This is a genomic window from Marinoscillum sp. HNIBRBA16962 (genome assembly GCF_057801515.1).
Genome location: NZ_CM173603.1, coordinates 1,729,542 through 1,749,229 on the forward strand (window position 1 = coordinate 1,729,542; position 19,688 = coordinate 1,749,229).

The following is a 19,688-nucleotide window of genomic DNA, read 5'->3' on the forward strand; positions in this document are numbered from 1 at the left end:
GGGGATTTGCTATGTTTTAGATCCCTGAAATGGGGTATTTTTTTGTGAGACGATCTGTTTTTTCAGGAAATCGTGTAAGTCTTTGCATTAGAATGAATGACCTTTTATCTATTTCAGAAGATTTTGTAGCTTATCATAGACTCCCTTCGGGAGTGACTATCCGTCGGATTCAGGCATTTCTATTTCCTCGTCATGCTCGTAACGGGGCTTCGGCAGGTATTTATGGTGGATTTTAAGAAGATTGGTAGCCTTATCGATAGACTCCCTTCGGGAGTGACTAACGTTCTTAAGTTAACGGTCTACCTTATTAATTCTTACTGACCTCTACCACTCAAAGATCACCATCAGGTTAGGGGCAAACTGAATGGCCTCCCGGTCGTAAAAGGTGGGGATTGGTTCAGGTCTGCCGATACGGATCACCTGGTCCGTAAGGTTGTCCTGGTCGTATACATTGATCAGCGATATGCCAAAAGTAGCGGACCATCTCCTGGTTGCTGTTTCAGGAATTTCGTAGGAGGCAGATAGGTCCAGCATGTGCACGTTAGGATATCTGAACGGTATATCGCTAAATGGGTCGGGTGGAGGTGGAGCACCCGCCGGTGGAGGAGGTCTCCGGCTGCTGTTTCGCTCGTAAGATAGCTGTGTTTCAATCACGTACAGGGAATTAGCCACTAGCCCCGATGCATATTTCCAGCCTCCGGAAACCTTCCATCGATCCTTTGAGAAAGATCCTCCCAGGTAAAATACATGAGGTTGGCTGTATTTAGAATCGTAAGTTACATGTGTAGCACTATCAAAGGTTATCCTGGATTCGCTCCATGAATAACCAGTCCAGAAGGTGAGTGATTCATTGACCTTTTTCTTAATGAACAGATCTAACCCGTAATACTCATGGTCTGCAGGAGTAAAGGTACTGGTGTTTGAGAATCTTCTTTGACTGTATGTTACGTTATTGGCCGTCTTGTAATAACCCTCAATGTCTAAGATCCAGGAATCCAGGTTAAAAATGGCTCCTACCATGGACTGATCTCCCCTGATAATCTTTTGAGAAGCATCTGCCAGTAGCCAGAGCTCATTGTCAAACCCTCCACTACTAAACTCCAGGTTTTTGACCTGACTGAGGTACTGGTAGTATTTTCCATAAGATCCTTTTAAGGTGACCTGATTATTAGCAAAATAGTTTAGGAAGAGGCGAGGGGCCACACGAAAATCACTGAGTGGTTCATAATAGGTCCCCCTAATCCCGAGTTGCAAGTAAAACTTTTTTAGATTGTTCCACTCAAAATTGAGAAATGGGGAGATGGAGTGAGCACTAAAAGTGTCACTTGCTATGACCAAAACTTGTTGTGGTCCACGTTGGTTATTGGCCTTATAATTATAATCGGTGTACTGAAACTTGTAGTCTAATCCAACTTGCAACTGGTTCTTTCCCGGAAGGCTGAAAGTTACTTCTTCTACAGCACCCAAATCCTTAATTTCATTGATGGAATAGCCGCCATCTACTTCCGGGCTCATCTTTTCAAGTGCCTCATTGGATTTGAACTCCAATAAATAATCAGATGATGTCACCGATAGGTTTGAGGTGATCTTGTTATTTGGTTTAAAGCGCCATTGTGCATTTAATCCCAGGTTGGAAATACGACTTTGCTCTGGTATGCTCTGCATCCGACCAGCATAATAATCGGCTTTTGATTGAGTGTAGATCGAAGTAACGGAAAGCAGGTGTTTAGCTGCCGGTTTCCAGGAAAGCTTGCCATGGTAGTCTTCAAAAAGTACTTCCACATTTTCTCTGATCGTTCCTGATGAATCTTCCACAGCAGAACCTGCAAAGACCATATCTGTAATGGATTGGAGTTTTGGTGATTTAAAGCTGAATGGATAAGACCTTCTGGCGCCAACGGATAAACTTAGCTTGTTGCTGATCAAGGGGAGTTTTGTATAAGCCATGCCATAGAGGGTGTTTGACCCCAGGCCTGATTGCGGTGCATCTTTTGGTTGGTCTGAAGAGTTGATCTCAATAGCTCCTCCCACCCGGCCCCCAAGCCGGGGATGAAAACCATTTCGGTAAACTTTTACATCATCTACCATCTTGGGATTATATGGTGATATGGTTCCGTAATAATGGCCCCGGTGATAAATGGGAATATCCTCAAACAGGACCAGTGATTGGTCTGTGGTACTTCCACGGATAAACAGGTTGCCGGGTCGGTTGTCAGGGGTTGTGATCCCCGGTAAAGCCGCAATTGATGCAAAAAGGTCTCCGTCCGTTTCTCCGGGCAGCAGAGGCAGGTCCGTTACGTCAATGGAAATACTCTGATTAGACGGGTTCATGTCTATTCCGGAGGTGAGGTAATCTTCGATAGTCACACCGGAAAGCTCCATAATGTCCGGACTGAGCAGAATATCAAAATTTCGACTATGCAGGACAGTCAGAAAATCCAGCCTCCTTCTCTCAAATCCAGGCACATAAATTTCAACTGTATCATGAGGGTGAGGTTTATAGTTGAAAGAAATATTAGAACTGTCCTGATAAACCTTAATGGGATGACTGTTTACTAAAATCATGACACCAAGTTCATAGGGGATGGGTTGTGTTTTTTCAGAGCTGTTAATGGTCAGGGAGTAGGAAGCCTCGATCAGTTTTACGGTGTAATATGATTCATTGACTTGAGTAAAGGCTATTGGCAGCTCAGATTCTGCTTTGGATATAAACGCTTTAAGGGTTAACTGGCTTACTTCAATGGGGGAGGATAACTGCTCCAGTAGCTCTGCATCATATGCAAACGTTATGTTTTCCTGCTCTTCAAAGTATTGAATAAACTCCGAAACGTTCTTTTTTTCTAGCGGTTTCTGAGCGTAGCTTACCACGTAAAATAAGCAGACGGTTGTTACTAAAAATAATCTCATCTATATCGGTATTGGCTGGCCGGTTATTCAGACAAATATAATTTTTCTCCTTTTAGCTCATAGCGGATGTCAAATGGATCAAATACAATTTGTAAGGCAACATCAAGTTGATCATTGGGAAAGGTACCGGTAAATCTTCTTTCCAGATTTACTGAGCCTTCTATAATTTCTATTTCAAATTCATTTTCAAGGGTTGCAATCACTTCTTTCAATGGCGCATTGGTAAAGCTGGTTTTATCCTGCATCCAGGAGGGAGTATAACCTTTGTCCATGGTCAATTTATCTTCCCATTGTCCTGCATAGTATCTGTATGACTCACCCATGGCTATCAGGACGGAATCCGATGCAACAGTAGCTTTCACCAACCCTTCAAAACAGGATACTTTCATTCCTTCGGGAAAGGTTGCTACCTCAAAAGATGTTCCGAGAACTTCTACCTGTCCCTGCTCCGTCAGAACTTTGAAAGGCCCTCCTTTTTCCACTTCTAAAAATCCTTTTCCTGAGAGGCTCAGAATTCTTCCCCCTTTTTTCCAATCTGCCTCTGTCCAGCTTGCTTCTGCGCCTTTGGCCAGAGTTAAGACAGATTTTCCATCTGGCAGCATCACCTCTCGGATGGCGTTGTCTGCCCGGTAGGATGTCTTACTTTCAGGCACAAAGATCCAAATAGCAGCAATGACCAAAATGATGGATGCAGCAATTGACAAATAGTGCGGCATTCCGAGGGTCCGTTGAATGCTTTTCTTTTTCCGAAGGATATCACCTGATGAAAATGGCTGACCCTCTTTTGCCGGGTACCACTGATCTATCTCGTGAAGGATCTGCTTATATTTTCGCAGGTCTTCAGCGGATAGCTCTTTTAGCTGATCATCTGTCAGTTCCCCCTTTAACCAACGATTTAGTTCCTGATCTTTATCTTCTGCTGCCATGGTAATGCTGCTTTTATTGTAAAACGGGAAAGACTCCCCAAACCCTCCTTAGTGTCCTGATTACTAATAAAGTTATTCATGCCATCACTCAGCTTCTTAACTTATAAAACAAGGATTTCATCAACTTAGTGATGGCATGAATTAGTATCCTTATTTAAGTCTCCCCAAACTCTCCTTAGATCTTCAGATTGGTTATACCGTCCAGTTTTTGCCTAAGTGATTTCAGTGAGCTGGTAATGTGCTTTTCCACAGTTTTGATGGAGAGATCCAAAGTTTCGGCAATCTCCTTATTGGATATTTTGTCAATACGACTCATAAGGAAAACCACCCGTTGCTTTTCAGGGAGAGCAGAAACTGCCTCTTCCAGGTAATCCTTAAACTCTTCCTGCCGGTAGAGAAATTCCGGGTTGGTTTCTATCTGACTCTCCTGAGTGTTTTGCCGGTATTGAAATTTCAGAACCACTTTTTGATGATCCATCTCATCTAAAAACAGCCGATTAGCAGTTGTGAAAAGATAACTTTTTGCTTTTTCAAATACCACCTTGCTACAGTTATTCCATAGCCTTATAAAGGCCTCCTGGGCAAAATCCTTAGCTTTTTCAAGGCTACCCATTTTGTAAAAAAGAAAATTCCTTAAAGGAGCTGCGTGCTGTTTATGCACTTCTGCAAAGACTTGTTCTTCACAGATCGAAGTGTTATTCATTCTTGTCCACCAGTTGCGTTTGTGGATCAAATATAAATATTCTCTATGGTCAGCAGTTATTAAGTGTGTAGAAAGATGCAACCGGAACTCTCAGGTTCCGGTTTTGGCATCTTTGCAAATCACCGCTATAGTTTCTTAGAAAGTTTAAATGACTGGATCTCTTCGCTGATTATCTGCAATAGGTAAGTGCCCGGTCTTATCGCTCTCAGGTCTATTTTTGTCTCTCCTGTGGCTTCAGCATCCTGACTGAGCAGGGTGTTGCCTGCCAGGTCAATGATGCGGATTGTGGCCCGCGTACTGCCTGAGCGAATGGTGATAATATCTCTTGCAGGATTGGGATAGAAGGTTACCTGCTTTTGCACAGAAGCGGAAAGCAAAGTGAAATTCAGGCAGGTGGACGTAACTGTACACCCATTCCCTGTTACCTCCACCGCATAGCTGCCCGCTGACCCCGGAGAAAAGGTCTGGCTTGTTGCCCCGGCAATTGGTTCGTCTGTAGAACAATCTATCCATTGGTAAGATGCGTCTGATGCAGTGGCTACCAGGCTCCCTCCACTGTGTGAAACCTCTGCAGTAAGGTTTGTGACAGAAACGGTCACCTCAGCTGTGGAAGAACAGCCGGAAAGGTTTGTTCCGGTTACAGTATAAGTAGCAGTTTCGGCAGGTGTGAAGGCTTCGCCATCAGTAACCCCCCGGTCCCAGCTGTAAGTGGAGGCTCCACCTCCGGTCAGGGTCACAGACTCGCCAGGGCATAGTGTAGTAGAGGAAGCAGAAGCGGTTACTTCGGGAACTTCATTTACGGTAATAGAAACCTGGTCAGAGGCTGAGCATCCATTCTCATCAGTGCCAGTTACCGAATAAACTGACGATGTAGGTGGAACGAATGAGGCTCCGTCTACTACCTCATTATCCCAGCTGTAGGATGCCGCCCCTGTACCAGTTAGCACGATAGATTCCCCTTCACATATAGTAGTAGCTGAAGCATCTGCAATGACTGTAGGTGTGGGGTTTACTTCAACTGTGATCGTATCTGTTCCTGAACATCCATTGGTGCTCGTACCTGTGACTATATAAGCAGTTGTTTCTTCCGGAGTAAAAGCTACCCCGTCGGTCACACCATTGTCCCAGGAATAATCTGTAGCTCCGGATCCTGTTAGTGTTACTGAATTACCCTGACAGATGGCCGTTTCCGTAGCTGAGGCGCCAACTGTTGGGGTCTCATTTACGGTGACAGTGACCTGAGCTGTAGCAGTACAGTTATTTGCACCTGTGCCAGTTACCGTGTAGGTAGTAGTAGCTGTGGGCACAAATGCTACCCCATCTGTCACACCATTGTCCCAGGAATAGGAGTCTGCTCCTGACCCTGAAAGTGTGACAGAATCACCCTGGCAGATCATGGTTGAGGTTGATGTAGCTTCAACTGATGGAAGCGTATTAATGGTGACTGTTGCGGTGGCAGCAGGGCTTTCACAATCCCCGGAACTTTCAGTAACATAGTACGTTACTGCTCCTGACGTTTCGGACGGTGTATAAGTACTGGTGCCTGTTGCCAGCATGTTGGTAAGCCCTTCATCACTATACCAGGTGTAGGTTCCTCCGTTTCCGGTTACTGTGAGATCGACTATGGCTTCTCCACTACAGTAGGTAGCATCACCGGATACGGATGGAGCAACAGGAGCCCCCGTTTCTGATACGGTTCCGGAGGCATTGATTTGACAACCTGAAGCATCTTTAATGATTATGGAATGGGTCCCTGATGCCAGACCAGAGAATGCGCCGGATGACTGAAAGGTGGTGCCACCATCAATGCTGTAGGTATAAGGCCCGCCGTCTCCGCCTGAGGCTGTAAATGTTAACGATCCGTCAGAGCCACCACAGCTTGCTTCCGTACTGCTGACGGTATAGGTCAGTGTATCAGGTGCAGAAAGGGTGATTTCCAGCTCATCTGTACATTCATCTCCCGTTACAGTTACTGTATAAGTTCCGGCACTTAATCCTGACTCGGTCTCTGAAGTGCCGCCACTTGACCAGGAGTAGGTAGGGTTAGTGAATCCGGATATTGAGACCGTGATACTACCATCTGATGTATTAAAGCATGAAGGTTCTGATGATGAATCCATGGTAATGGATGTTTCACATGAGCTATAAGTACAGCTGCCGTCATCTACATTCGCATCGGGGTTGTAGTTGGTAGAGAAAGGGTCCATGCAACCATAAACTGCTACCGCGCAATCCGTTGAAGCGGTGGATGCAGGGCAGGAAGGACCTGGGCCCACGCGAAAAGTATTATCTACTGCCGTACCTTTAAAGCACCTGGGTATATACGGGTAGTTGTCAGTAAGCACGTAGTAGTAGGTTCCATACGGGTAGTCCGGAGTGACACCATATCGGCCATTGCATTCATCTAGCACAGCGCTGGCAGCAGAATACTCATAATCTTCATAATAGAGGCCTGAGTATGCTCCATCGGGTGCTGAAACTCCATCACCAGGTCTGGATCCGGATTTTAGTGAGTAGCTGGACGATGCGGTAAGAATTGCACTTGTACTATCTGTGGCATCCGTATAGATATACTTGTAATAGATTGGGAAACCATCCGCTGAGTACCCGACGATTGGTGAATGTTCTGATCCATCAATGTTTAAGTCATTTGTAAAGTAATCAGCAGGGATGTCGTGGTAATGATACTCTCCGAAGGGATTTAAGTGTCCGCCATTATTTCCAAATCCTGAGCTGAATATGTAACGGGCCTCCACATGCCACTCAATATTATTTTCTCCGGTTTCCGTATTCTCAAAGTATTCTGCAGAGTTGGGGTCATACTTCACACCATTGATACTGACACCAAATGTGTAATTGTAGGTACACCCGACCGTGGTTTCAGTTTCTTCATAAAGAGGAGTTGTTGATGCCGATTTCTCCGGGTAGGCACACATAGCATACTCTTTATCGCTGGCTGCCAGATCAAAACTTGATTTACTTATAGAAGTATCATCATGATCCGGATAGTTGTTGGTGTAGACGTAGCGGACATTGTCTACTACTTCATAGCAGACTGCATTGGCATCTTCTACTGCATAGACCGCATCCGGGTCACAGGTTTGAGTATACCCAAAATAAGGTAAAAGGGATAAGAGGAGTATTAATTGTTTCATGTGTTTAAAGGTTGCGAAATAAGCGGTTTGCTACAACTCTTTGATCATACCTGGTTGGTATTGCTCAATATCTAAGTTGAGCATTATGCTCATTTCATATGTTGCTGGTTAGATCGGCCTGAATGGATTTTCTCTGAGCATCCAGGTCAAAGGATTTTGAAATATTATTTACATCAAATTGTGCGCGAAGGATGGCGTGACTGTTATACTTCAGCAGGTAATCACTCTTGATTCCTATTGATGTTATGTCTTCAGTCGTTTTGGACAGCTTGTAGGAAAAGACTACTTCATTTTGAGTCACGTAAAAGGATAACTTTTCCAGCTTAACAGCTTCTTCGTTCAGGCTAAGCTTTACATGTTCTCTGAAGTAGTGGTCCCCGCAGTTTTCCAACATTTCTTTGGGCGGGCAGTCCCCTTCATTCATCAGGGCAATGGTGAGAAAGCGCTTTTCCAGGATTGCCTTGATGTAGACTTCATTTTGAAAATCTTTGATTATGAGCCTTCCGGCCATTTCGGAGTGGGCCGATGCGTGCTGAGAGTAAAGAACCAATAAAAAAATGATCCCTGAGATGACCGTTCTTTTCATGTCATTTAGTGTTGGTAACACGGGTAAAACGGGGAGGCTTGTGGGAACCCTACTTTGGTATTAAAAAACTTGAGTTATTATTCTGAAATCATTTGTTTTATTTTTAAATCTAAAATTCAGAATTCTTGGGGTGTAGAATAAAGTTAGTTGCGTTCTCCTCTTTGGAGCACTTAAATTTAGTTATGAGGTTGTCAGTTAAATATATCATATACTTATTGCTACTCTATTCAAGTCAGGCATATTGCCAGGTAAGTCATTTTAATAATGGTTTCGAAAAAGGGTATGTTAAGGATGGTAAAAAAGTCAGTTTTTGGGAATATTATGATGATGGCGAAACCCTAGACCTAAAAATCAATTACAACAACGGAACCATCTTATATCTTAAACCAGATTCTTCTTACTATGTAATAAAATACAACAACGAATGGCAAAAAGTTAAACCAACTATCTATCCACGTATGGTGGGTAGCCTCGGAACACTTTACAGACAAGTATGTGACAATATGGATTACCCTACTGAAGCTAGAAGAAACAAAGCGGAGGGACTGGTTGTAATTACCTTTTCTGTAGATAGTCTCGGACACCCTTATGATTTTGTCATCCAAAAAGACATTGGCCATGGATGCGGTGAGGAAGCTTTACAAAATGTAAAGCAATTTGTGCCAAAATACTGGATTCCCGCCAAGTATCAGGGTCAAGCTGTTGTTTCTCGTTTTGCGGTCCCTTTTATCTTCCAAATAGGTGGTAAACCACGGAGATTTGATTTGAAAGACGAAATTGGTTTATTCAATGCTTTTTCAGAGATAGTGATAATTGGATATGGTGAAATTAAGAAGATCACAGCTGGAGCAAAACCCTGGATGATCCATTCGCCACCTGAACTTGATTTGTCAGATCAATCTCTGACTGAATTAGCGGATGACATATTCTTAGAGGACTACCGGGTTATTGATCTTAGAAATAACGATCTAAGTAACTTACCTAATAACTTCAAAAGGTTTTCTCCAATACTTGAAATACACCTTGACAATAATGAGTTGGATTCTTTACCAAGTGAATTTCAAAAGCTTAAATTTTTGAATGTATTGTCATTAACAAACAATAAGTTCCGATATATACCATATGAAATTTATGAATTGAAAAGATTAAAGGGTCTTGATTTAAGCAATAACAGTATCGAATCCATTTCGCCAGGTATTATTAAACTAAAAAACCTTAAGATACTTGCATTAGCTAACAATCAAATAACCCAACTTCCCATGGAATTATTTGAGATGAAGCATTTGGAAAAATTATTTCTGGAAGGAAACCAATTAGCTCCCGAAATAAAAAGCCAACTTAAAGCCTCGCTTGCTGATACAGAAATAGTTTTTGATTGAATTGCCTGATATTGAACTTTGTGCACACAGCAATTACTTCTCCATAATCCTCTTAAAACAACAGGAATTTTGTAAGTAAGAGGAGTTTTAAATAGTTGAATCTGGGCTTACGATGTTATATAGTGAGCTACCCCATCAAAAACTCCTTGAAAGCATCATAGCGATTATCCAGCACAATACTCTCTTTTTCCTTTTTCATCAGCTCATCTACAAATCCCGGGAGCTCAACCTCCTGCCCCAGAGCTTTTTCTACGGTACTCAAAAACTTGCTGTAATGTGCTGTTTCCAGAAATACTCCGGTCTCCTTTTTACCCAGGTTTTGTTTCAAAGCCTCGTAAGCGATGGCTCCATGTGGATCGAGGGTATAGTTTGTCGATTCCTTACAGGCTTTCATCACAGCCAGGGTTTGCTCATCGCTTAATGAAAAGCCTGAGACATGCTTAATGATGTTTTTAAACTCCCGCTCATGGAGCTCCAGTATCCTGGGGTGGTTACTTGGATCCCCTATGTCCATTGCGTTTGACAGGGTCTGGATGGTAGGTCGTGGTTCGTAATTCCCATCTTTCAGGTAGCGTGGGATGACATCATTGGCGTTTGATGCGGCTATAAATCGCTCGATCTCCAGTCCCATCTTTTTGGCGATCATTCCCGCAGTAATGTTGCCATAGTTGCCGGAAGGTACCGCAAATACTACCTTCTTTTTATTTTTCAACTGGCTGTAGGCATGGAAGTAGTAAATGGACTGAGGTAGCCACCGGGCAACATTGATAGAGTTTGCCGAGCTCAGGTTGAGCTTCTCGTTAAGCTCCTTGTCCAGGAAAGCCTTTTTTACCATTGTCTGACAGTCGTCAAAGTTTCCCTCTATCTCCAGGGCTTTGATGTTTTTACCCAAAGTCGTCAGCTGTTTTTCCTGGAGCGGGCTCACTTTCCCGGTAGGATAGAGGATCACTACATTCACACCAGGCACCTCATAAAACCCGGAAGCTACGGCGCCACCGGTATCACCTGAGGTGGCTACCAGGATTGTGACTTCTTTGTTTTCAGTTTCATTGAAATACCCCAGGCATCTTGCCAGAAAGCGTGCACCTACATCTTTAAAGGCATAGGTAGGTCCATGGAAAAGCTCCAGTGAATGAATGTTTTTTTCAACCTCTACCACGGGGATGTCAAAGCTGAGGCAGTCGTTAAGGATTTCCTGGAGCTTGGCCTCCGGAATGTCTACTTTGGTAAACTGGCGCATGACTTCAGCTCCTATCTCAGGAAGTGAGTAGTGATCCATGGTTTCCAAAAAGAGAAAATCCAGTTCCGGAACTTCTTCAGGGAAGTACAGACCCTGATCCTCGGGCAGGCTTTTGATGACTGCTTCTTTAAAAGATACCGGCGCTGACTGGCGGTTGGTGCTGTAAAATTTCATAGTAACTGTTGACTTTGACTTGTTGACTCTGACTCCCGTCCCGAAGTTTCGGGTCATTGGGATGATTTAATTTATATGATTTAATGCCATTAAGATATGGTCACTCCGGTCATGGAGTCTTTGATCAAATTAAGCTTTTTCGTTTCATAATACATAGATTCCATTTCGGGAATGACTGATTATTTGAAATTTCAACCTTATCTTAATGGCATTATTGTATGATTTGACAACCTACAGGATTTATTTTCGAAAGGTGCAACATCACCGGAAGATTTACTTTCTGATAGATCTTCTCGATTTTGGTCATGCACACTCTGGCCGCCTCCGAGCTGGTAAACAGGGCGAACATGCTTGGTCCTGACCCGGAAATATTAAATCCCACCGACCCAAATTCCTTAGCTGTTCGTTTGACGGTATTGTATTCAGGAATAAGCATTTTTCTTACAGGTTCTGCAATCTTGTCAGTAATGGACCTTGATAGCAGAGGGAAATTATCCGTATGAAGCGCATGGATTAAAGCTCCAACATTGCCCCACTGATCCCGTGCGTCTTTTACTGAGAGCTCTTTTGGTACCAGACCTTTAGCTTCAGACGTTTTGACCTCTACATCCGGAAAAATGATGAGTACCCTTAGTTTTTCCGAAGGGGTGACTGAGAAGAGCTCCAAAGGATCATAGCTTCTGACCGCCTGAAATCCTCCGAGCAGGGAAGGAGCCACGTTGTCCGCGTGGATCGACCCTGAAGCCAGCGCTTCACCTTCCAGTGCATACGGAAGCAGCTTTTCCAGCCTGAGGGGACGTCCAAGGAGCTCATTGGCGGCAAAAACAGCACCTGCAGCACTGGAGGCACTGGAGCCAAGTCCACTGCCGGGCTTGAAGATCTTTTTGATCTGTATGTCAAAACCCTGGTCACTCTCCAGGTAATCCAGGAGTGACTGAATGGCTACACTTGCCACGTTTTTCCTGGGATCTGTGGGGAGATCAGCCCCTTCAGTAGGTAGTACATTTAGCTTGTTATCAGCTCGCTTTGCGAGCTGAATGATGTCCCCCAGCTGTTCAATAGCAAACCCAAATGTGTCATAGCCTGGCCCAACATTCGCAACTGAGGCAGGAGCAAATACTTTTATTTTCTCCATTTACAGGTCAGATTGAGCGATCCGTAATACATCCGCAAAAATACCTGAGGCTGTAACATCAGCGCCTGCACCTGCACCTTTTATGACCAAAGGCTGCTCTTTGTAGCGGTTTGTGTAAAACAACACGATGTTGTCTTTACCCTCCAGGTTGAAGAAAGGATGCGCAGGGTCAATTTCTTCCAGCCCTACTGAGCCATGTCCATTGGCGTATTTGGCAACTACTTTCAGTCGATTGCCCTTGTCATTTGCCTTTTTATAGAGGTTTTTAAAGTGCTCTTCTTCTTTGGTCACTTTTTCATAGAAGTCCTCAATGGAGGAGCTGTCCACACAGCTTTTTGGAAGGAAAGAATTCAGCTCGATATCTTCATACTCAAAGGTGTAACCACTCTCGCGGATGAGGATTAGGATCTTGCGTTTCACATCTTCACCAAACAGATCCAATCTTGGGTCGGGTTCGGTGTATCCAAGCTCTTTCGCTTTTTTGATTACTTCCACAAACTTCTTTTTACCATCGTATTCGTTAAAAAGGAAGTTGAGCGTACCGGATAAGACCGCCTGGATCTCGTGAACCTGATCTCCGCTACGTACCAGATCGCTTAGTGTAGAAAGAATGGGTAAGCCTGCACACACATTGGTTTCAAATAAAAATTGGCTGCCATATCGCTTGGTCACCCCCTTCAGGTTCAGGTACTGTGCCTGCGGACCTGTCGCTGCAATTTTGTTTGGAGTAACTACAGAAATGCTTTTCTTCAAGATCTCCGGGTACAAATCGGCAATCTCGGCCGATGCAGTAATGTCAATGAAAATACTGTTGCGTAAGTTCATTTCATACATCTGCTGCAGGAAAAGCTCTTTGGAAAATTTCTCTCCTTTCTCCAGCGATTCTTCCCACTTGGAAAGGGGAGTGCCATCCTTTTCAAAAAGCATCTGCCGTGAGTTTGCAAGCCCTATGATCTTGATATTGAGCTGGTGATGTTTCTTCAGGTAAGAAAACTGTTGTACCAGCTGCTCAATAAAAGCCTTTCCAACATTTCCTGTTCCGATGATAAACAGGTTGATGCGCTTCATTACAGAAAGGAAGAAGCTTTCGTGAAGAACATTAAGTGATTTATTTAAGTCATCCCTGGCTATTACTGCTGAGATGTTTCGCTCTGAGGAACCCTGAGCGATTGCCTTGATACTTACACCGTTTTTCCCCAGCACATTAAACATCTGACCACTGACACCTACCTGATTTTTCATGTTAGAACCTACCAGTGCAATGATTGAGAGGTCTTTCTCTACGATTACCGGGTCAATACGATGCATGGTTATCTCATCAGTAAACTCAGAGTTTAGAGCTTTTACAGCTCTTTTGGAATCCTTAGCATCGATACCTACACTGATGGTGTGCTCGGAGCTGGCCTGAGTGATCAGGATTACGTTGATCCTGGCTTCAGACAATGCTCTGAACAGACGGTAGGAAAATTTGGGTATTCCCACCATGCTGCTCCCACTCAGGGTAACCAGTGATATATCTTTTATACTGGAGATGCCGCGGATCAGTTGCTTGTCTTCATCCCACTCTTTGGTGATGAGTGTACCGGAATGCTCCGGATTAAATGTGTTTTTGATGGTGATAGGGATTCCTTTATCCAATGCCGGCTGGATACTGGGAGGGTAGATCACCTTTGCCCCAAAATGCGACAGCTCCAACGCCTCTTCATATGATACATGCTCAATGTGATGGGCTCGCTTTACCATACGGGGGTCTGCGGTCATAAGCCCGTCCACGTCAGTCCATACTTCAAAGTGCTCGGCATTGAGAACACCGGAAATGATAGCTGCGGTGTAGTCAGACCCTCCACGCCCCAGGGTAATGGTTTCATTTTCTTCAGTTGAAGCTATGTATCCGGGGAAAAGATTGACTTTGCTGAAAGTCTTACTTACTTCTTCCAGGTTTTTAGTCGTAAGCTTGAAGTTTACATTCCCATGCCCGAAGTGATCATCTGCAATGATGTATTTACGACTGTCAAACAGGCTGATATCTATTCCCTCATTTCTGAAAAATTCAAAAAGGATCAGCGAGGACAGGCGCTCTCCTGAGCTGAGGATATAATCGCAGCTACGGGGAGTCAGTTCTTTTAATAACCATACTCCTCTGGCTACGTCTTCCAGCTCATCAATGATCTTGTAAAACTTCTCATCCGGCTTGTTTTCCACCAGGTTGTAGTAGAGTTGTTCATGCTGTACCTTCACTGCTTCGAGAAGTGAGGCATATTCACGGTTACCAGCTGCAGCTTTTTCGGATATCTTCACCAGCTGGTCTGTAACTCCTCCCACTGCTGAAGTGACCAATACCAGCTGATCAACGGATGAATGAACGATCCTGGCAACCTGTCGTATAGATTCTTCGCTTCCTACTGAAGTGCCTCCAAATTTTAGTACTTTCATATTTTGACTGTTGGCTGTTGACTGTTGACCTTTAATCTACTACTGACCGTTGACTGAATATTTGACGATAAATGGGCCAATGCCAGTAGTCAATGGTCAACGTCAATTTTTAAATCATATAACTAAACAAGTCGGGTTTCTCATTGAGATACTCCCCGAAAAAATTTCTTTGCTTCATACGTGAAAGCAGGGGCTCAAAATCTTCTTTGGTTTTCAGCTCTATGCCGACCACCGCAGGACCTTTTTCGCGTGAAGTCTTTTTAGTGTATTCAAAATGAATAATATCATCATCCGGACCCAAAACTTCTGCTACAAATTCTTTCAGTGCGCCGGCTCTTTGCGGAAACCGCACAATGAAGTAGTGCATCAGTCCTTCGTGTAGTAAAGATCGCTCCCTGATCTCTTCCGTTCGTGTAATGTCGTTGTTGCTTCCTGAAAGCAGGCAAATTACATTTTTACCTTTGATCTGTTCTCTGTATTGATCCAAAACGGCGACAGAAAGCGCGCCGGCCGGCTCCAGCACGATACCACTTTCGTTGTACATGCTTATGAGTGACGAGCAGAGCTTTCCTTCCTTTACCAAAGCGATTTCGTCAATATTTTCTTTGCAGAGAGGGAAGGTGTGTTCTCCCACTCGTTTTACCGCAGCTCCATCTACGAATTTGTCGATATGGCTAAGTGTGACCAGCTCGCCCTTTTGGAAAGACTCATACATGGCAGGAGCTCCCGCAGGTTCCACACCAATGATGCTTGTCTTTGGGCTGAGCACCTTCATGACACTGGATACACCTGCAGACAATCCACCGCCACCCACCGGCAGGAATAAAAAGTCTATTCCAAAGTTGGCTTCTTTAAAAAGCTCAAGACCGATTGTTGCTTGACCTTCAATCACCTTCGGGTCATCAAATGGATGCACAAACGTGCTGTTATGCTCATTGCAGTACTCCATGGCAAGCTGGTAAGCATCGTCAAAGGTGTCTCCCTTCAGCACTACCTCCACTTTGTCTTTACCAAACATCAGTACCTGCTGCACCTTTTGTTTCGGAGTAGGCGTAGGCATGAAGATCACCCCTTTTACTCCCAGCTTAAAACAGGAAAATGCAACGCCCTGAGCGTGATTTCCGGCACTTGCACAGACCACACCATTTGACAGCTCCTTTTTGCTTAAGGAGGTGATTTTGTTATAGGCTCCCCGGATTTTGTATGAGCGCACAATTTGTGTGTCTTCCCGCTTGAGGTAGATATCCGCATCATACCGTTCGCTAAGGTTGAAGCTATATTGCAATGGCGTTTCATATACAACCTTGCTCAGGTTGTTATGTGCCTTTTTGATATCCTCTATTTCCGGTCGGAAGGTGGTTTTGACTGGCATATTGTGTAATTGAGAATGGAAAATTGAAAATGGAGAATGAATGATTCGGTTTTTAATGACCCTAATTCTCCATTATCAATTTACCATTAATTGTTAAGTAATGCCATTAAGATAAGGTCACTCCAGTCACGGAGTTTTTGATCAAGTTGAGCATTTTCGTTTTTATAGTAAATAGATTCCATTGCTGGAATGACTGATTCTGTGAAATTTCAACCCTTATCTTAATGACATTAAATTGTTAATTGTTTTCAGGACGTAGCTTTCGTACCGCTTTCCCTGCTCGCCACATTTCTGATTCTTCCAGCTCTTTCAGCTCCTCTTCCAATTTTTCACGGTAGTCGGGCTGTGAGTTGCTGTCGATAGATTTTTGTGCTTCGATACCATCGGTCACAGACTTGTAAAGCTTTTCAAAAACGGGTTTGGTAGCTTCATAGAAAGGACCCATCCAGTCGAGAGCTCCTCGCTGAGCAGTGGTAGAGCAGTTGGCATACATCCAGTCCATGCCATTTTCAGCAATCAGCGGATACAGTGATTGAGTGGCTTCTTCTACGGTTTCATTGAAGGCCTCAGAAGGAGAGTGTCCGTTGGCTCGCAATACTTCGTACTGTGCTCTGAACAGCCCCTGGATAGCGCCCATCAGTGTACCTCTCTCGCCAGTCAGGTCAGAAGATACTTCTTTGTAAAAGTCTGTTTCAAACAGGTATCCGGATCCAACACCGATCCCAAGTGCAACCACTCGCTCGCGTGCTTTACCAGTTGCATCCTGGTGGATGGCGAAGCTTGAGTTCAGTCCTTTTCCTTCTACAAATAGTCTTCTCAGTGAGGTTCCGGAGCCTTTTGGAGCCACAAGAATCACATCTACGTCCTCGGGAGGAATGATCCCTGTTTTCTCTTTGTACGTGATACCAAAGCCGTGAGAAAAGTAAAGCGCTTTTCCGGCTGTCAGGTGTTTTTTGACTGTAGGCCACACTTTGATCTGTCCGGCATCAGATAGCAGAAACTGTAGGATCGTTCCTTTCTCACAGGCTTCTTCTATTTCGAACAGCGTTTCGCCAGGAACCCATCCGTCTGCTACAGCTTTGTCCCAGGTTTTGGAATTTTTACGCTGACCGACAATTACATTGATGCCATTGTCTTTCAGGTTCAGCGCCTGTCCCGGTCCCTGAACACCATAACCGATTACAGCTACAGTTTCATCTTTTAAAACTTCTTGTGCTTTCGATAAAGGAAATTCCTCTCGGGTTACTACTTCCTCTTCTACTCCTCCAAAGTTAATTTTTGCCATTGTTCTGTTTTGTTTGTAATAAAGTATGTTTAAAAATCTTTTATGCTTAATCTGTGTGATTCACTTTCTTCCAGTTGCTTGATATAAGCTTCTGTTTTTCTTTTGGATTTGGAGATGGCCACTCTACCTGAGCGAACAAACTCCAGGAGTCCGTGCGGCTCCAGTTTTTTATATAGATCATGGGTGTCTTTTTTATGCCCCGTTTTCTCGATGATGATGTGATCCTCTTCAATTACCAGGATCCGGGCTCCATTATTTCGCACCAGGTCCTCGATTTTGCTCCCATTGAGAAAAACCTTGGTCGGTACCTTATACAAAGCGATCTCCTGGTAGTAGATCTGATCTTCTTCGTAAACAAAGGCACCCAAAACATCAATAAGCTTTCTGATCTGTTTCACTACCTTCTCTATGGTCTCCCTGGTACTGGTGAGCACAATGGTAAATCGTGATACGCCCGCTACTTCTGTAGTGGAGACGTTCAGGCTGCTTATATTCATTTTCCTCCTGGTGAAAATGATCGTAATATGATTAAGAAGACCTGCTTTGTCTTCAGTAAGGACCGACAGTGTAAATTCTTTTTTCACTTTATCAGAATGATCTTCGCTATATAATGAATTTGACATAACTTCTTGATTCTAAAGGGTTATTACTCCAATCGAATGTCTGACACTGAAGCACCTGAAGGCACCATCGGGAATACATTCTCTTCTTTTTCTACTACTACTTCCAGCATGCATGGCCCATCAAACGCCAGCCATTCATCCAAAGCTTTCTCCAGGTCTTTCCGCTCAACAACCTTGTTGGTTTTGATATTGTAGCCCTCTGCTATTTTCTGGAAATTGGGGTTAGTCAGTTCAGTGAAAGAATACCTTTTTTCATGGAAAAGTTGCTGCCACTGACGAACCATGCCAAGAAAATTGTTATTCAGAATAAGGATCTTCACTCCAATGTTACTTTGGAAGATGGTCCCAAGCTCCTGAATGGTCATCTGAAATCCTCCATCACCAATAATTGCAATCACCTCCTTATCAGGCTGGCCCTTTTTGGCTCCCATGGAGGCCGGTAAAGCAAATCCCATAGTACCTAATCCGCCTGAAGTTACGTTGGAGTCTGTATCAGCAAACTCATAGTATCGTGAGGCGATCATCTGGTGCTGTCCCACATCAGTCACAATGACTGCCTTTCCTTCGGTCTTATCAGAGATCTTTTTGATCACTTCAGCCATCAATACTGGTCCATCTTTCGGGAACATCTCCTTTTGTGTGACCTTCTCGTCTTCTATTTTATCACATTCGTGAAATTCGGTCAACCATTCGCTATGATCGTTTTTATCTACTTTTTTGAAAAGAGATTGCAATGCCTGCTTAGCATCGGCGTTGATTGCAACATCCGTTTTTACATTCTTATCGATCTCGGCAGGATCAATTTCAATATGGATGACTTTGGCTTGTTTAGCATATTTTGATAAGTCACCTGTTACCCTGTCATCAAAGCGCATTCCCACTGCAATCAACAGGTCGCACTCGTTGGTTTTTATATTGGGTCCATAGTTGCCATGCATGCCTAAATACCCCACATAAAGCGGGTGACTAACCGGTACTGCAGATAGTCCCATCAGTGTAGAGGCCATGGGTATGCCTGCTTTTTCAGCAAAAGCAATCAGTTCTTTCTGAGCCTCAGAGATCAGGACACCATGACCTACTAAAAGGAATGGTTTTTTAGCTTCATTGATGAGCTTAGCCGCTTCCGAGACCCTGGATTCATCCAGGGAAGGGTAGGGATGGTAACTCCTTATTTTGTCACATTTCTGATAAGAGAACTCGAACTCCTGAAGTTGAGCGTCTTTCGTAATGTCTATTAAAACGGGCCCTGGTCTTCCGGATTCAGCGATATAGAATGCTCTTGCCATCGCTTCCGGAATCTCTTCCGCTCTGGTGACCTGATAATTCCATTTGGTCACTGGCATGGAAATACCCACTACATCAGTTTCCTGAAAGGCATCGGTACCCAAAAGATGTGAGACCACCTGACCTGTGATGGCCACCATCGGAGTTGAATCTATCTGGGCATCTGCCAGACCGGTGATCAGGTTAGTAGCTCCTGGTCCGGAAGTAGCAAAGCAGACGCCTGTACGGCCTGTGACTCGTGCATAGCCCTGTGCTGCATGTGCAGCTCCTTGTTCGTGTCTGGTGAGAATATGCTCTAACTTGTCGGTGTAGCCATAAAGCGCATCGTAGATGGGCATGATCGCACCACCCGGATAGCCGAATATGACGTCTACACCTTCTTCGATTAAGCATAATAGAACGGCCTCAGCCCCTGATACCTTGATCGAGGATTTGGTAGGCTTTTTTGCTGCCTCAAGTGTGGGTGTATTCATATTCTTGTTCATC

General features: G+C 44.1%; 13 protein-coding genes. 1 reads left to right on the forward strand and 12 read right to left on the reverse strand.

The window, feature by feature from the left end:
- Positions 1-324 precede the first annotated feature (324 nt).
- From AC3E9V_RS07420 to AC3E9V_RS07440, 5 genes are all read right to left on the reverse strand, one after another.
- Positions 325-2,907: a TonB-dependent receptor plug domain-containing protein gene (locus tag AC3E9V_RS07420; RefSeq protein WP_488752557.1), complete on the reverse strand. Its 2,583-nt coding sequence runs from the start codon at positions 2,905-2,907 to the stop codon at positions 325-327.
- Positions 2,908-2,930: 23 nt separating this feature from the next.
- Entirely contained in the window at positions 2,931-3,833 is a 903-nt protein-coding gene (locus AC3E9V_RS07425; RefSeq protein ID WP_488752558.1) for a FecR family protein, read from the reverse strand.
- Positions 3,834-4,008: 175 nt separating this feature from the next.
- Positions 4,009-4,536, reverse strand: coding sequence for an RNA polymerase sigma factor (locus tag AC3E9V_RS07430; RefSeq protein ID WP_488752559.1), 528 nt, complete (start codon positions 4,534-4,536; stop codon positions 4,009-4,011).
- A gap of 125 nt (positions 4,537-4,661) precedes the next feature.
- Positions 4,662-7,691, reverse strand: a complete 3,030-nt coding sequence (locus AC3E9V_RS07435) for a YHYH protein (RefSeq protein WP_488752560.1) — start codon at positions 7,689-7,691, stop codon at positions 4,662-4,664.
- A gap of 94 nt (positions 7,692-7,785) precedes the next feature.
- Positions 7,786-8,277 carry a hypothetical protein gene (locus AC3E9V_RS07440; protein WP_488752561.1) on the reverse strand — a complete coding sequence of 164 codons (492 nt, stop codon included), beginning with the start codon at positions 8,275-8,277 and terminating at the stop codon, positions 7,786-7,788.
- A 215-nt stretch (positions 8,278-8,492) separates the two neighbouring features.
- On the opposite strand from AC3E9V_RS07440, the gene AC3E9V_RS07445 reads away from it, so the two are divergent.
- Complete coding sequence (locus tag AC3E9V_RS07445; RefSeq protein ID WP_488752562.1) at positions 8,493-9,656, forward strand: leucine-rich repeat domain-containing protein; 1,164 nt, start codon at positions 8,493-8,495, stop codon at positions 9,654-9,656.
- Positions 9,657-9,783: 127 nt separating this feature from the next.
- Here AC3E9V_RS07445 and thrC read toward each other — a convergent pair whose 3' ends face one another.
- The 7 genes from thrC to ilvB all read right to left on the reverse strand — a co-directional run bounded on the left by thrC (position 9,784) and on the right by ilvB (position 19,687).
- Positions 9,784-11,127, reverse strand: a complete 1,344-nt coding sequence (gene thrC / locus AC3E9V_RS07450) for a threonine synthase (RefSeq protein WP_488752563.1) — start codon at positions 11,125-11,127, stop codon at positions 9,784-9,786.
- A 154-nt stretch (positions 11,128-11,281) separates the two neighbouring features.
- A complete protein-coding gene (locus tag AC3E9V_RS07455; protein WP_488752564.1) occupies positions 11,282-12,205 on the reverse strand; it encodes a homoserine kinase in 924 nt (307 codons plus the stop codon).
- Complete coding sequence (thrA, locus tag AC3E9V_RS07460) at positions 12,206-14,638, reverse strand: bifunctional aspartate kinase/homoserine dehydrogenase I (protein ID WP_488752565.1); 2,433 nt, start codon at positions 14,636-14,638, stop codon at positions 12,206-12,208.
- Positions 14,639-14,747: 109 nt separating this feature from the next.
- Complete coding sequence (ilvA, locus tag AC3E9V_RS07465) at positions 14,748-16,010, reverse strand: threonine ammonia-lyase IlvA (protein WP_488752566.1); 1,263 nt, start codon at positions 16,008-16,010, stop codon at positions 14,748-14,750.
- A 238-nt stretch (positions 16,011-16,248) separates the two neighbouring features.
- Positions 16,249-17,295 (reverse strand): ketol-acid reductoisomerase, encoded by a 1,047-nt coding sequence (gene ilvC, locus AC3E9V_RS07470; RefSeq protein WP_488752567.1) that lies wholly within the window; start codon positions 17,293-17,295, stop codon positions 16,249-16,251.
- Between the two features lie 29 nt (positions 17,296-17,324).
- Entirely contained in the window at positions 17,325-17,918 is a 594-nt protein-coding gene (gene ilvN / locus AC3E9V_RS07475) for an acetolactate synthase small subunit (protein WP_488752568.1), read from the reverse strand.
- Positions 17,919-17,941: 23 nt separating this feature from the next.
- Positions 17,942-19,687 carry a biosynthetic-type acetolactate synthase large subunit gene (gene ilvB / locus AC3E9V_RS07480; RefSeq protein WP_488752569.1) on the reverse strand — a complete coding sequence of 582 codons (1,746 nt, stop codon included), beginning with the start codon at positions 19,685-19,687 and terminating at the stop codon, positions 17,942-17,944.
- Between the last annotated feature and the right edge of the window lies 1 nt (position 19,688).